Below are 12983 nucleotides of genomic sequence, written 5' to 3'. Positions count from 1 at the left end.
GGGGCGGTTCTTGCCGGTAGGGGCAGCGCGACGGAGCCCCAGCGTGTAGCTTCCGGGGGACTGGGGAGGGTGACTGGGGGGTTGCTCGATGGGTGTACGACTCATGGTGGTCGACGATCACCGATTGCTCGCCGAGGCGTTGGCCTCGGCGTTGAAGTTGCGGGGGCATCGGGTGCTCGCCGCGGCGGCGCCGGCGGCGGGGGCGGCGGAGCTGGTGATCAGCCGGGCGCCGGAGGTGTGCCTGATGGGCACGGCGACACCGGCCGAGCCGGGGATCTTCGATCCGGTGGTGCGGGTCAAGCGTGAGCGTCCGCAGGTGGCGGTGCTGGTGCTGGGCCCGGTGCCGAGCCCCCGCGGGATCGCGGCGGCGTTCGCGGCCGGGGCGTCGGGGTACGTGCGGCACGACGAGCGGATAGAGGGCGTCGAGCGAGCGATCATGAAGGCGCGGGCCGGGGAGGCGGCGGTGGCGCCGGCGCTCTTGCAGGGGGCGTTCGGCGAGCTGCTGAACCCGGCGGCCCAGCCCGACGACGAGGGGCAGCGGCTGTTGCAGATGCTCACGCCGAGGGAGGTGGAGGTGCTGGTGCGGGTCGCGGAGGGCGAGGACACCCGGCTGATCGCGGCGGGCATGGGCATCGCGCCGTCCACGGCCCGGACGCATGTGCAGCGGGTACTGATGAAGCTGGGCGTGGGGTCGAGACTGGAGGCGGCTGCGTTGGCGGCCAGAACGGGCTTGCTGGACCGGGCGGGCGCCTCCGGCGGTTGAGCGGGCGCCTCCGGCGATCGGCCGGGGCGCCTGCGGGGTGCCTGCGGCACACCTGCGGACGGCCGTCATGCCGCCGCACCCCCGTAGCTGCTGGCAGCGGCCATGCCGCCGCACCTCCGTAGCTGCGGGCAGTCGTGCCGCTGGGGCGGCACGGGTGGGCGCAGCGGCACCCCGTCACGCCGGGCTGCGCGACGCCCCCCCTGGCCCACACCCACGCCGGGTGCGGAGGAAACGCCGGGCAGCGCACCCAGCGCCCCCCCGGCACCCGCGCCCCCGGCACCCGCACCCCAGAGGCACGCGCCCCCGGGGCACCCGCACCCCCGTTCACGCCACCCGCGTCACTCCCCCGCCCCCTCCTCGCCAGAGGGCGGCGGCGGAGCCGTGGGCCGAAGCTTCAGCCACGCCAGGAAGAACAGCCCCAGCACCAGCATCCCCAGCCCGGTCCACAGGTTGATGTTCACCCCCTGCGCCTTGTCGATCTCGTCGTCGGACGCCACGAAGCCCGCGATCGTCACGATGACGCCGTAGACCACGAACAGCCCGCCGATGATCCGCCGGATGTCGAACAGCCGCGCGGCGGTGACGGACTTGGTCTCCAGCTCGGAGACCTCGTCCTGGACGTTCTTGTCGGAGTAGGAATCAGACATGCTCTCTCAATCCTCCCGCGATCAGAACGAGAACGGGACGTAGCAGGCGGCGGCCAGCACGACCGCTCCCCAGCCCAGCAGCGCCGGCTTGCGGTACCACGCGTCGTCGCCCTTGGCGGGCGCCTCGGACATGCCGGGGGAGGTGGTGCCGTAGACCAGGCCCTGGAGTTCGGCGGTGGGCTTCGGTGCGGTGAACAGGGACACGGCGACCATGACCACCGCGCCGGCCACGAAGCCCGCGATGGCGGAGACGAAGTTGGCGCCCTGGTCGGAGGGGATGTCGATGATGCCCTGCTTGTAGATGACGAAGTAGTTCACCATCGCGGCCGTGGTGCCCGCGATCAGGCCCCAGAAGCCGGACTTCATGGACGCCCGCTTCCAGAACATGCCGATGATGAAGACGACGAACATCGGCACGTTGAAGAAGGAGAAGAGCGTCTGGAGGTAGCTCATGATGTTCGAGAACGACGACGCCAGGAAGGCCGTGCCGATGGACGCGAGGACGCCGATCACGGTGATCAGGCGGCCGAAGCGCACGTAGTAGTCGTCCTCCCGGCCCTTGACGACGTACCGCGCCCAGATGTCGGTGGTGAAGACCGTGTTGAAGGACGACACGTTGGCCGCCATGCCGGCCATGAACGCGGCCAGCAGGCCGGTCACCGCGATGCCGAGGACGCCGTTGGGCAGCAGCTGCTGCATCAGGTACGGGATCGCGTCGTTGTACTGGAGGTCGGAGCCCGGCGTGCCGATCTTGGGGACGAGGACCGCCGCGACCAGGCCCGGGATCATGACGACGAAGACGATGAAGATCTTCGGGAAGGCGGCGATGAGCGGCGTGCGCTGGGCCGCCGAGAGGTTCTTCGCGGACAGGGCGCGCTGCACCTCGGCGAAGTTGGTCGTCCAGTAGCCGAAGGAGAGGACGAAGCCGAGGCCGAGCACGATGGTCAGCCAGTTGGCGCCGAGCGGGTTGTCGCTGCCGATGCCCGTGCCGCCCCACGCGGTCATGAAGTCGCCGCCGTGGCTCTTGGTGAGGGAGTCGGACAGGCCGTCCCAGCCGCCGACCTTCTTCAGGCCCAGGATCGTGATCGGGATGAGGCCGGCCAGGATCACGAAGAACTGGAGGACCTCGTTGTAGATCGCCGAGGACAGACCGCCCAGCGTGATGTACGCCAGGACGAAGAAGCCGGCGACCACGATGGCCACCCACTGCGGCCAGCCGAGGAGGGCCTCGACGACGATCGCGAGGGCGTAGAGGTTGACGCCGGCGATCAGGATGGCCGCGACCGCGAACAGGACCGAACTCAGCAGGTGCGACGCCTTGTCGAAGCGCAGGAGCAGGAACTCCGGCACCGAGCGGACCTTGGAGCCGTAGTAGAACGGCATCATCACCAGGCCGAGGAAGACCATCGCCGGGATGGCGCCGATCCAGTACCAGTGGGTCGTGTAGACGCCGTACTGGGCGCTGTTGGCGGCCATGCCGAGGATCTCGGTGGCGCCCAGGTTGGCCGCGACGAAGGCGAGGCCGGTGACCCAGGCGGGCAGCGAGCGGCCGGACAGGAAGAAGTCCAGGCTGGTCTTGACCGATCGGCGGGCGGCGAAGCCGATGCCGAGCACGACGACGAAGTAGATCCCGAGGATCGTGTAGTCGAGCCAGTTGGTCGGGAGTCGAAGCTCCGCGGCCAGATGTGTGGGGGTATGCATACGAACTCGCTTCGTTGCGCGAACTGATCCGCAGCGGAACCTACGCCTCCGCGTTCAGAAATTGAACACTTTTGGTGATGTTCTTTGTTTGATTGTGATGATCGGGCTGCTGGTTGGTTGTGAAGTGTTATGTTTGATTGTGTTGGATGATTGAGTGTGGGTACGGAGGAGTGCGGCTGTGAAGAAGACCTCGACCCGGCTGGCCGACGGTCGCGAGCTCGTCTACTACGACCTGCACGACGACGCGGTGCGCGACGCCGTGGACCGGCGTCCGCTGGAGCGGACCGTCACCACCTCCGAGGTCCGCCGCGACCCGCTGCGGGGCGACTCGGTCGCCATCGCCTCCCACCGCCAGGGCCGCACCTACCACCCGCCCGCCGACCAGTGCCCGCTGTGCCCGTCCCACGGGGAGCGGCTGAGCGAGATCCCGGACTCGTCGTACGACGTGGTGGTCTTCGAGAACCGTTTCCCCTCGCTGGCCGGCGACTCCGGCCGCTGTGAGGTCGTCTGCTTCACCTCCGACCACAACGCCTCCTTCGCCGACCTGAGCGAGGAGCAGGCCCGGCTGGTGCTCGACGCCTGGACCGACCGCACGTCGGAGCTGTCGCATCTGGCCTCCGTGGAGCAGGTGTTCTGCTTCGAGAACAGGGGTGCCGAGATCGGGGTGACGCTGGGTCACCCGCACGGGCAGATCTACGCCTACCCCTTCACCACGCCCCGCACCGCCGAGATGCTCCGTTCGCTCGCCGCGCACAAGGACGCGACCGGCGGGGAGAACCTCTTCGACGCCGTGCTGGAGGAGGAGCTGGCGGGGGAGCGGGTCGTCCTGGAGACCGAGCACTGGGCGGCCTTCGTGCCGTACGCCGCGCACTGGCCGTACGAGGTGCACCTCTACCCCAAGCGGCGGGTGCCCGACCTGCTCGGACTCGACGAGGCGACCCGCACGGAGTTCCCCCAGGTCTATCTGGAACTCTTGAGGCGCTTCGACCGGATCTTCGGGGAGGGTGAGCCTCCGACGCCGTACATCGCGGCCTGGCACCAGGCCCCGTTCGGACAGCTGGAGGACTTCGACGGCGTGGCGCGGGACGACTACGCGCTTCACCTGGAGCTTTTCACTATTCGCCGTACGTCCGGCAAGCTGAAGTTCCTCGCGGGCTCCGAGTCCGGCATGGACGTGTTCATCAACGACGTGCCCCCGGAGCGCGCGGCCGAGCGACTGCGAGAGGTAGCGAGTTCATGAGCGGGAAGTACCTGGTGACGGGCGGGGCCGGCTATGTCGGCAGCGTGGTCGCCCAGCATCTGCTGGAGGCGGGCCACGAGGTCGTCGTCCTCGACAACCTGTCGACGGGCTTCCGGGAGGGCGTCCCGGCGGGCGCCTCCTTCATCGAGGGCGACATCCGCGACGCCGCCAAGTGGCTGGACGCGTCCTTCGACGGCGTCCTGCACTTCGCCGCCTTCTCCCAGGTCGGCGAGTCCGTCGTGAAGCCCGAGAAGTACTGGGACAACAACGTCGGCGGCACCATGGCCCTCCTGGAGGCCATGCGCACGGCCGGCGTCCGCAGGCTCGTCTTCTCCTCCACGGCCGCCACGTACGGCGAGCCGGAGCAGGTCCCGATCGTCGAGACCGCGCCGACGAAGCCCACGAACCCGTACGGCGCCTCCAAGCTCGCCGTCGACCACATGATCAGCGGCGAGGCGGCGGCCCACGGCCTGGGCGCGGTGTCGCTGCGCTACTTCAACGTCGCCGGTGCCTACGGCGCGTACGGCGAGCGCCACGACCCCGAGTCCCACCTGATCCCCCTGGTCCTCCAGGTGGCGCAGGGCCGCCGCGACGCCATCTCCGTCTTCGGCGACGACTACCCGACGCCGGACGGCACCTGCGTGCGCGACTACATCCACGTCGCCGACCTGGCCGAGGCCCACCTGCTGGCCGTCGCGGCCGCTGTCCCCGGCGAGCACCTCATCTGCAACCTGGGCAACGGCAACGGCTTCTCCGTCCGCGAGGTCGTCGAGACCGTCCGCCGCGTGACGGGCCACCCGATCCCCGAGGTCGTGGCCCCGCGCCGGGGCGGCGACCCGGCGGTCCTGGTGGCGTCGGCGGACACCGCAAAGGAGAAACTGGGCTGGAACCCGTCCCGCGCGGACCTCGCGGGGATCGTGGCGGACGCGTGGGAGTTCGCGCAGCGGCGCGCGGGCTAGAGGACTGGACGAAGGGCGAGGGATCAGGGCATGGGCGAGGCTGTGGCGGAGGCCGTCGGCGAGCGGTTCCGGGAGCTGTACGGCGCGGAGCCGGAGGGGATCTGGGCCGCACCCGGCCGCGTCAACCTCATCGGCGAACACACCGACTACAACGACGGCTTCGTCATGCCGTTCGCCCTGCCCCACACCGTTGTCGCGGCCGTCTCCCGCCGGGACGACGGCATCCTGCGCCTGCACTCGGCCGACATCGACGCCGGTGTCGTCGAGCTGCGGGTGGCCGACCTGACCCCCGAGTCGGACAGGTCCTGGACCGCGTACCCCTCGGGCGTGGTCTGGGCGCTGCGCGAGGCCGGCCACGAGCTGACCGGCGCCGACATCCACCTGGCCTCGACGGTCCCCTCCGGCGCGGGCCTGTCCTCCTCGGCGGCCCTGGAGGTCGTCCTCGCCCTCGCCCTGAACGACCTCTACTCCCTCGGCCTGCGCGGCTGGCAGCTGGCCCGCCTGTGCCAGCGCGCGGAGAACGTCTACGTCGGCGCCCCCGTCGGCATCATGGACCAGACCGCCTCCGCCTGCTGCAAAGCGGGCCACGCCCTCTTCCTCGACACCCGCGACCTCTCCCAGCGCCAGATCCCCTTCGACCTCGCGGCCGAGGGCATGCGCCTCCTCGTGGTCGACACGCAGGTCAAGCACTCCCACAGCGAGGGCGAGTACGGCAAGCGCCGCGCCGGCTGCGAGAAGGGCGCCGCCCTGCTGGGCGTCGACGCCCTGAGGGACGTGCCGTACGCCGAACTCGACGCGGCACTGGAACGCCTGGCCGACGACGAGGAGGTCAGCCGCCTGGTCCGGCACGTCGTCACGGAGGACGAGCGCGTGGAGCGGGTGGTGGCACTCCTCGAATCCGGCGACACCCGCGCCATCGGCCCCGTCCTGGTCGAGGGCCACGCCTCCCTGCGCGACGACTTCCGCATCTCCTGCCCCGAACTGGACCTCGTCGTCGACACCGCCCTCACCTCCGGCGCCCTCGGCGCCCGCATGACCGGCGGCGGCTTCGGCGGCTCGGCGATCGTCCTGGCGGACGCGTCCGACGTCGACGCCATCACCAAGGCGGTCGAGGAGTCCTTCGCGGCAGCCGGCTTCACGGCACCGCGCGTCTTCGAGGCGGTGCCTTCGGCGGGGGCCCGGCGGCTGGCCTGAGCCGGCTACGCCAACCGCTTCACCAGCGTGTACTCCGTGACCCCGGGCGGATAGTCCGGGATCACGCACACCACCTCGTACCCCCGCCGCCGGTAGAAGTCCGGTGCCTGGAAGTCCCACGTCTCCACGCGGGCCGCGGCGCACGCCCGTTCGTCGCGGGCCGTTCGTTCCGCCTCGGCCAGGAGCGCGGAGCCCAGGCCGGTGCCCCGGTAACGGTCGTCCACCCACAGGTACGTCACGTGCAGCCAGGTCGCCCAGGTGTGGCCGACGAGGCCGCCCGCCAAGGCGCCCCTCTCGTCGAGGACCCAGACGTGCAGCGGGAATTCGCGTTCGTGAGGGGTGTCGCGCAGCGAGCGCAGGACGGAGGAGGCCGTCGTGTTCGTCTCCCGGAGGCGGGTGCGCAGCAGATCGCGCCGTGTCCTGTCCACTTCTGTCACGAGACGAAACATGCGGCACACCATAAACGCGCAGGGCTGTCAGTTCTGCAAATAGCCTTCCGCTCCCGGCGCCCGCCCGTACTCTGATGAACAGCACCGGTGGGGGCCGGTGCCGTTCAGGGGGCGAGACAGCCGGGTACGGCGCCCGGGGCGGGGGTGGCGGTACTGCACGGCGGCGGCCGTGCGGCTGCGGCGACCCGTCCCGGAGTACCGAGTGCACAGGTGGATACGGGGCTTCGGGCGTCGTACCCGTGCCGGTGTCGTCTTCCGAGGACGGACAGCCGATGGGTACCCCTGCTCCTTCGGGAGCTTGGGGGAGGGGGTTTCGTTCCGTGGTGCGTATCCGAGTCCTGGTCGTCGACGACCATCGCATCTTCGCCGAGTCGCTCGCCGCCGCCCTGGCGGCCGAGCCCGACGTGGAGGTCTCCGCGGCCGGCAGCGGCCCGGCCGCACTGCGCTGCCTGGAGCGGGCCGCTGCCGAGGGGGGGCGGTACGACGTGCTGCTGGTCGACGCCGACCTGGGAGGGCGTGTGCCCGGCGCGCGGCCCGCCGTCCCGGTGCGGGAGGGCGACGAGGACGGGCTGGTGGACGGGATCTCCCTGGTCACCGGGGTGCGCACGGCGCAGCCGGGGGTGCGGATCGTCGTCCTCGCAGAGAAGGACGATCCCCGGCGGGCGGCCCTCGCGCTGGGGGCCGGGGCCTCGGGCTGGGTGGCGAAGGACTGCTCGCTGTCGCGGCTGCTCAGTGTGATCCGGGGTGTGCTGCGGGACGAGACGCATCTGCCGCCCGCCCTGCTGACCGGCGTCCTGCGCGAGCTGACCGCCGCCCGCAAGCACCGCAGCGAGAGCGAGCGGCTGGTGGAGTCGCTGACCCCGCGGGAGCGGGAGGTACTGCGCTGCATGGTCGCCGGGCTCGGGCGCAAGGCCGTCGCCGAGCGGCTGTACCTGTCCCCGCACACCGTGCGGACGCACATGCAGAACGTGCTGGGCAAGCTGGGCGTCCACTCCACCCTCGCGGCCGTGGCACTGGCCAGGCGGGCGGGGGTGGGCCCGGCGGACCTAGCCGGGGATGTTGTCGAACGGGGCGGTCAGCTGGCGTAGCAGGGCGGCCAGCTCGCTGCGCTGGGCGCGGGAGAGCTCGGCCAGGATCGCGCGCTCCTGCGCGAGGAGGCCCGCCAGTGACCGGTCGGCGCGGTCCCGGCCCTCGTCCGTGAGCCGGACCAGCACGCCCCGCCGGTCGCTGGGGTCGGGCAGGCGTTCCACCAGGCCCTTCTTCGCGAGCCGGTCGATGCGGTTGGTCATCGTGCCGGAGGTGACCAGGGTCTGGGTCAGGAGCTGTCCGGGCGAGAGCTGGTACGGGGTGCCCGCGCGGCGCAGCGCCGTCAGGACGTCGAACTCCCAGGGCTCCAGGTTGTGTTCGGAGAAGGCGAGACGGCGTGCGCGGTCCAGGTGCCGGGCGAGCCTGCTGACCCGGCTCAGCACCTCGAGCGGTTCCACGTCGAGGTCCGGGCGCTCCCGGCGCCACGCTGCGACCAGCCGATCGACCTCGTCCTCCATGACGATCAGTGTAGTGGTTGTGTCGACGTGAAGTCTCTTGATGTCGACTGTCTTGACGTCGAGATAGTGGCGGGTGACGCTGGGTACCCGGCCCGGACAGCCAGCCCCTGGAGGCCCCATGCCCGCCACCGCCCCCACCTGGGACCCCGCCCAGTACCTGCGTCACGCAGGCCCCCGCACCCGCCCCTTCACCGACCTCCTCGCCCGCGTACCCGACCTCCCCGCACCCGCACCCCGCATCGCCGACCTCGGCTGCGGCCCCGGCAACGTCACCGCCCTCCTCGCCGACCGCTGGCCCACCGCCCGCATCACCGGCTACGACAACTCACCCCACATGCTCGAACGGGCCGGCCGGCACGCCGGCCCCACCCCCGGCGGCGGCCACGTCGACTTCGCCCCCGCCGACGCCCGCACCTGGAGCCCCGCCGAACCCCACGACCTCGTCATCAGCAACGCCACCCTCCAGTGGGTCCCCGACCACGTCGCACGCTTCCCCGACTGGATCGCGGGCCTCGCCCCCGGCGGCACCCTCGCCTTCCAGGTCCCCGGCAACTTCGCCGCCCCCAGCCACCGCCTGATGCGCGAACTCGCCGACTCCCCGCGCTGGCGAGGACGCCTCGCCGGCGTCCTGCGCCACGACGACGCCGTCCTCACCCCCGAGGCCTACCTCGCCCACCTCACCGCCGCCGGCTGCACCGCCGACGTCTGGGAGACGACGTACGTCCACCTGCTGCCCGGCGAGGACGCCGTACTGGACTGGGTGAAGGGCACCGGACTGCGGCCCGTGCTCACCGCCCTCGACGACGACCCCGAGGCCCGCGACGCGTTCGTCGAGGAGTACCGCACCGTCCTGCGCGCCGCCTACCCGGCCGGACCGCACGGCACCCCCTTCCCCTTCCGGCGGATCTTCGCCGTCGCCCGGAAGGCGGCCGACCGGTGATCACCGCCGTCGACCACGTGCAGCTCGCCGCCCCGCCCGGGACGGAGGGGGCGCTGCGCGCCTTCTACGCCGGCGTCCTCGGCCTGACCGAGATCCCCAAGCCGCCCGCGCTCGCGGCCCGCGGCGGCTGCTGGTTCGGGACGGGGACCGTCCAGCTCCACCTGGGCATCGAGACGACCGGCTTCCGGCCGGCCCGCAAGGCCCACCCCGGGCTGCGGGTCACCGGGATCGAGGCGTACGCCGCCCGGCTGGAGGCCCGGGGCACGCCCGTGACCTGGGACGACGAACTGCCCGGCCACCGCCGCTTCTACTGCGCGGACCCGGTCGGAAACCGCCTGGAGTTCCTGGAACCGGACGGACGCGAGCGGCCCTGACCCCGGCGGGCGGGCGCACTCACGCCACCCCCTCCGCGACCAGCACGTCGATCTCGTCCCCGGACAGGCCCAGCTCGCCGAGGATCGCGCGGGTGTGCTCGCCCAGCGCCGGGACCGCCTCCATGCGGGGCGCCGCACCCGTCGGGCCCGGCGGCGCGAACGCCGGCACCGGACCGGCCGGCGTGGGCACCTCGTACCGGCGCCCCCGCGCCGCCAGCTGCGGGTGCTCCCACACCTCGGCGAGCGTGCTCACCCGCGCGTTGGCCACCGGCACCGCACCGAGCAGCTCCAGCGCCTCGGCACCGGTCAGCTCCGCGAACCGGGCCGCGATCAGCGCGCCCAGCTCCTCCCGGTGCGCGTTGCGGTCCGCGTTGGTGGCGTAGTGGGGGTGTCCGGCCAGGTCGGGGCGGTTCAGGAAGCGCGCGCAGAAGGCCTGCCACTCCCGTTCGTTCTGGATCGCCATCATGACGACGCTGCCGTCCCCCGCCGTGTAGGGGCCGTACGGGTGGATCGTCGCGTGCGCGGCCCCGGCCCGGGGCGGCGGCTCGGCGCCGTCCAGGGCGTAGTACAGCGGGAAGCCCATCCACTCCACGGTGGCCTCCAGCATCGACACGTCCAGATGCGTGCCCCGCCCCGTGCGGCCGCGCTCCAGCAGCGCGGCCAGGACCGAGCTGTACGCGTACATCCCGGCGGCGATGTCCGACACCGAGACGCCCACCTTCGCCATCTCCTCGGGCGTGCCCGTCACCGACAGCAGCCCCGCCTCGGACTGCACCATCAGGTCGTACGCCTTGCGGCCCTCGTAGGGGCCGGGGGAGCCGTAACCGGAGATGTCGCACACGATCAGCGCCGGGTGCCGCTCCCGCAGCTCGTCCGCGCCGAGCCCCGCGCGGGCCGCCGCGCCGGGCGCCAGGTTCTGCAGGAACACGTCGGCACCCGCGATCAGGCGGCGCAGCACGTCCATGCCGCGCGGGTCCTTGATGTCCAGGGTGAGTGATTCCTTGTTGCGGTTCACCCACACGAAGTGCGAGCTCAAGCCGCGCGCCCGGGTGTCGTAGGCGCGGGCGAAGTCACCCGTCCCCGGACGCTCCACCTTGATCACCCGCGCACCGAGATCGGCGAGCTGACGGCTCGCGTAGGGAGCGGCGACCGCCTGTTCGAGCGAGACGACGGTGATTCCGCGCAGCGGCTGCATACGAAGCGACTCCCGGTACGGCGCTAGCTCTTGCGGTGCCCTATCAGGCGCGGCTTCGGCTCCAGGCCGTCGAGCCCGTGCCAGGCCAGGTTCACCAGGTGCGCCGCCACCTCCGCCTTCTTCGGCTTGCGCACGTCCAGCCACCACTGCCCCGTCAGCGCCACCATGCCGACCAGCGCCTGCGCGTACAGCGGGGCGAGCTTCGCGTCGAAACCGCGGCTCTTGAACTCGCGGCCCAGGATGTCCTCCACCTGGGTGGCGATGTCCGAGATGAGGGAGGCGAAGGAACCCGTCGACTGCGGGATCGGGGAGTCGCGGACCAGGATGCGGAAGCCGTCCGTGTACTCCTCGATGTAGTCCAGGAGCGCGAACGCGGCCTGCTCGCACAGTTCGCGGGGGTGGCCGGCGGTCAGGGAACTGGTCACCATGTCCAGCAGCCGCCGCATCTCGCGGTCCACCACCACCGCGTACAGCCCCTCCTTGCCGCCGAAGTGCTCGTACACCACCGGCTTGGACACCCCGGCCTTCGCCGCGATCTCCTCCACCGACGTGCCCTCGAAACCTTTCGCCGCGAAGAGCGTGCGACCGATCTCCAGCAGCTGTTGGCGGCGCTCGGCACCGGTCATCCGGGTGCGGCGTGCGCGCCGGGGCTTCTCATTGCTCGGGGTGCTGCTGGAGTCGGTCGCCACGCGACCATCATGCCGCCTCGACGGTTTCCTTCCGGCGCCGGGAGGAACCTTGGTCCGTGTTGCGGCGGGAATCGATACGCGAGCGTGACGGCCACCGCACGTCGTACGCCCACCCGAACTGCTCGAACCAGCGGATCAGCCGGGCGGAGGAGTCCAGCTGGCCGCGCATCACACCGTGCCGCGCCGACGTCGGGTCGGCGTGGTGCAGGTTGTGCCACGACTCACCGCACGACAGGATCGCCAGCCACCACACGTTGCCCGAACGGTCCCGCGACTTGAACGGGCGCTTGCCGACCGCGTGGCAGATCGAGTTGATCGACCACGTCACGTGGTGCAGCAGAGCCACCCGGACGAGTGAACCCCAGAAGAAGCCGGTGAACGCGCCCCACCAGGACATCGTGACCAGCCCGCCGATCAGGGCCGGCAGGGCCAGGGACACCGCCGTCCACAGGACGAACTGGCGGGAGATCGCACGCAGCGCCGGGTCCTTGATCAGGTCCGGTGCGTACTTGTCCTGCGGCGTCTGCTCCTCGTCGAACATCCAGGCGATGTGGGCCCACCACAGACCCTTGATCAGAGCCGGCACCGTCTCGCCGTACCGCCACGGCGAGTGCGGGTCACCCTCGTCGTCGGAGAACCGGTGGTGCTTGCGGTGGTCCGCCACCCAGCGCACCAGCGGCCCCTCCACCGCCATCGAGCCCGCGATCGCCAGCGCGATCTTCAGCGGACGTTTCGCCTTGAAGGAACCATGGGTGAAGTGCCGGTGGAAACCGATGGTGATGCCGTGGCACCCCAGGAAGTAGAAGAACACCAGCAGGCCCAGATCCAGCCAGCTCACGCCCCACCCCCACGCCAGCGGCACCGCCGCCACCAGCGCCAGGAAGGGAACGGTGATGAACAACAGCAGCGTGATCTGCTCGATGGACCGCTTCTGCTCACCCCCCAGCGTCGCGGAGGCGGCGGCATCGCCGTCGTCGGGGGGTTTCGGAGAGTCGGCGATCACATCGGAACTCGTGGTCATGCGCGTCCCCTGTGGGGTCGAGGATTGTGTCCGGTGCCGGGCCGCGGGAACCGTTCACACTTTCCTACGGTTCCGTAACCTACGGCGACGTAAGTATGGCAGTGCGTCGTCCCGCGGCAAGAGCCCGACAGCCTGCGCGTCCTGCCCGACACCTATCCTGGGAGTCGGTCGGACAGCGCGGTCCGCTCGGAATACTTCCCGGACGTCCGGCTCCGTAAGCGGCGCCCGCCGCGCGAGACGCCGTCCGGGTGCCCTCCCAGACGAGCT

Annotated in this window: 14 protein-coding genes; 7 read left to right on the top strand and 7 right to left on the bottom strand. The window is 71.3% G+C overall.

Annotated features, from left to right (window positions below):
* Positions 1 to 88: 88 nt before the first annotated feature.
* Positions 89 to 763: a helix-turn-helix transcriptional regulator gene (locus ACLIN4_RS14505; RefSeq protein ID WP_290012592.1), complete on the top strand. Its 675-nt coding sequence runs from the start codon at positions 89 to 91 to the stop codon at positions 761 to 763.
* Positions 764 to 1101: 338 nt separating this feature from the next.
* On the opposite strand, the gene ACLIN4_RS14500 is transcribed toward ACLIN4_RS14505, so the two are convergent.
* Positions 1102 to 1410, bottom strand: coding sequence for a hypothetical protein (locus ACLIN4_RS14500; protein ID WP_100045064.1), 309 nt, complete (start codon positions 1408 to 1410; stop codon positions 1102 to 1104).
* A gap of 21 nt (positions 1411 to 1431) precedes the next feature.
* Positions 1432 to 3111 carry a sodium:solute symporter family protein gene (locus tag ACLIN4_RS14495; RefSeq protein ID WP_369178533.1) on the bottom strand — a complete coding sequence of 560 codons (1680 nt, stop codon included), beginning with the start codon at positions 3109 to 3111 and terminating at the stop codon, positions 1432 to 1434.
* A gap of 178 nt (positions 3112 to 3289) precedes the next feature.
* Between ACLIN4_RS14495 and galT the strand changes: the two genes are divergently transcribed.
* The 3 genes from galT to galK are packed head-to-tail and all read left to right on the top strand — an operon-like array spanning position 3290 to position 6504.
* Entirely contained in the window at positions 3290 to 4351 is a 1062-nt protein-coding gene (gene galT, locus ACLIN4_RS14490; RefSeq protein ID WP_290012593.1) for a galactose-1-phosphate uridylyltransferase, read from the top strand.
* Positions 4348 to 5310: a UDP-glucose 4-epimerase GalE gene (gene galE, locus ACLIN4_RS14485; protein WP_107479954.1), complete on the top strand. Its 963-nt coding sequence runs from the start codon at positions 4348 to 4350 to the stop codon at positions 5308 to 5310. Before galT ends, galE begins: the two co-directional genes overlap by 4 nt.
* A gap of 30 nt (positions 5311 to 5340) precedes the next feature.
* Positions 5341 to 6504 carry a galactokinase gene (gene galK, locus ACLIN4_RS14480; protein WP_411575855.1) on the top strand — a complete coding sequence of 388 codons (1164 nt, stop codon included), beginning with the start codon at positions 5341 to 5343 and terminating at the stop codon, positions 6502 to 6504.
* A gap of 5 nt (positions 6505 to 6509) precedes the next feature.
* On the opposite strand, the gene ACLIN4_RS14475 is transcribed toward galK, so the two are convergent.
* Positions 6510 to 6965, bottom strand: coding sequence for a GNAT family N-acetyltransferase (locus tag ACLIN4_RS14475; RefSeq protein ID WP_411575854.1), 456 nt, complete (start codon positions 6963 to 6965; stop codon positions 6510 to 6512).
* Between the two features lie 308 nt (positions 6966 to 7273).
* On the opposite strand from ACLIN4_RS14475, the gene ACLIN4_RS14470 reads away from it, so the two are divergent.
* Positions 7274 to 8041, top strand: coding sequence for a LuxR C-terminal-related transcriptional regulator (locus ACLIN4_RS14470; protein ID WP_411575853.1), 768 nt, complete (start codon positions 7274 to 7276; stop codon positions 8039 to 8041).
* On the opposite strand, the gene tamR is transcribed toward ACLIN4_RS14470, so the two are convergent.
* Positions 8000 to 8497: a MarR family transcriptional regulator TamR gene (gene tamR / locus ACLIN4_RS14465; RefSeq protein WP_100045074.1), complete on the bottom strand. Its 498-nt coding sequence runs from the start codon at positions 8495 to 8497 to the stop codon at positions 8000 to 8002. The genes ACLIN4_RS14470 and tamR overlap by 42 nt on opposite strands.
* A 118-nt stretch (positions 8498 to 8615) precedes the next feature.
* Between tamR and ACLIN4_RS14460 the strand changes: the two genes are divergently transcribed.
* Both ACLIN4_RS14460 and ACLIN4_RS14455 read left to right on the top strand, forming a co-directional pair.
* A complete protein-coding gene (locus ACLIN4_RS14460) occupies positions 8616 to 9437 on the top strand; it encodes a trans-aconitate 2-methyltransferase (RefSeq protein ID WP_289908925.1) in 822 nt (273 codons plus the stop codon).
* Positions 9434 to 9811 (top strand): VOC family protein, encoded by a 378-nt coding sequence (locus ACLIN4_RS14455; protein ID WP_107479209.1) that lies wholly within the window; start codon positions 9434 to 9436, stop codon positions 9809 to 9811. The genes ACLIN4_RS14460 and ACLIN4_RS14455 overlap by 4 nt, the downstream gene beginning before the upstream one ends.
* A gap of 19 nt (positions 9812 to 9830) precedes the next feature.
* Here the strand turns inward: ACLIN4_RS14455 and ACLIN4_RS14450 are convergent, their stop codons facing one another.
* Genes ACLIN4_RS14450 through ACLIN4_RS14440 form a run of 3 tightly spaced genes read right to left on the bottom strand, consistent with a single transcriptional unit; the run spans position 9831 to position 12716 of the window.
* Positions 9831 to 11006 (bottom strand): CaiB/BaiF CoA transferase family protein, encoded by a 1176-nt coding sequence (locus ACLIN4_RS14450; protein ID WP_411575852.1) that lies wholly within the window; start codon positions 11004 to 11006, stop codon positions 9831 to 9833.
* A gap of 23 nt (positions 11007 to 11029) precedes the next feature.
* Complete coding sequence (locus ACLIN4_RS14445; protein ID WP_100045078.1) at positions 11030 to 11695, bottom strand: TetR/AcrR family transcriptional regulator; 666 nt, start codon at positions 11693 to 11695, stop codon at positions 11030 to 11032.
* Positions 11696 to 11702: 7 nt separating this feature from the next.
* On the bottom strand, positions 11703 to 12716 hold the full coding sequence (locus ACLIN4_RS14440) for an acyl-CoA desaturase (protein WP_289908928.1): 1014 nt from the start codon (positions 12714 to 12716) through the stop codon (positions 11703 to 11705).
* Between the last annotated feature and the right edge of the window lie 267 nt (positions 12717 to 12983).

Source organism: Streptomyces mutabilis (assembly GCF_046628145.1).
Taxonomy (GTDB): domain Bacteria; phylum Actinomycetota; class Actinomycetes; order Streptomycetales; family Streptomycetaceae; genus Streptomyces; species Streptomyces mutabilis.
The sequence above is the reverse complement of the archived record's forward strand: the minus strand, read 5'-3'. Positions and strand labels throughout refer to the sequence as shown.

What these genes read in the sequence shown, in the direction of transcription:
- ACLIN4_RS14505 (WP_290012592.1), top strand. Translation starts at nt 89, where the DNA reads ATGGGTGTACGACTCATGGTGGTCGACGATCACCGATTGCTCGCCGAG.
- ACLIN4_RS14500 (WP_100045064.1), bottom strand. Translation starts at nt 1,410, where the DNA reads ATGTCTGATTCCTACTCCGACAAGAACGTCCAGGACGAGGTCTCCGAG.
- ACLIN4_RS14495 (WP_369178533.1), bottom strand. Translation starts at nt 3,111, where the DNA reads ATGCATACCCCCACACATCTGGCCGCGGAGCTTCGACTCCCGACCAAC.
- galE (WP_107479954.1), top strand. Translation starts at nt 4,348, where the DNA reads ATGAGCGGGAAGTACCTGGTGACGGGCGGGGCCGGCTATGTCGGCAGC.
- galK (WP_411575855.1), top strand. Translation starts at nt 5,341, where the DNA reads ATGGGCGAGGCTGTGGCGGAGGCCGTCGGCGAGCGGTTCCGGGAGCTG.
- ACLIN4_RS14475 (WP_411575854.1), bottom strand. Translation starts at nt 6,965, where the DNA reads ATGGTGTGCCGCATGTTTCGTCTCGTGACAGAAGTGGACAGGACACGG.
- tamR (WP_100045074.1), bottom strand. Translation starts at nt 8,497, where the DNA reads ATGGAGGACGAGGTCGATCGGCTGGTCGCAGCGTGGCGCCGGGAGCGC.
- ACLIN4_RS14460 (WP_289908925.1), top strand. Translation starts at nt 8,616, where the DNA reads ATGCCCGCCACCGCCCCCACCTGGGACCCCGCCCAGTACCTGCGTCAC.
- ACLIN4_RS14450 (WP_411575852.1), bottom strand. Translation starts at nt 11,006, where the DNA reads ATGCAGCCGCTGCGCGGAATCACCGTCGTCTCGCTCGAACAGGCGGTC.
- ACLIN4_RS14440 (WP_289908928.1), bottom strand. Translation starts at nt 12,716, where the DNA reads ATGACCACGAGTTCCGATGTGATCGCCGACTCTCCGAAACCCCCCGAC.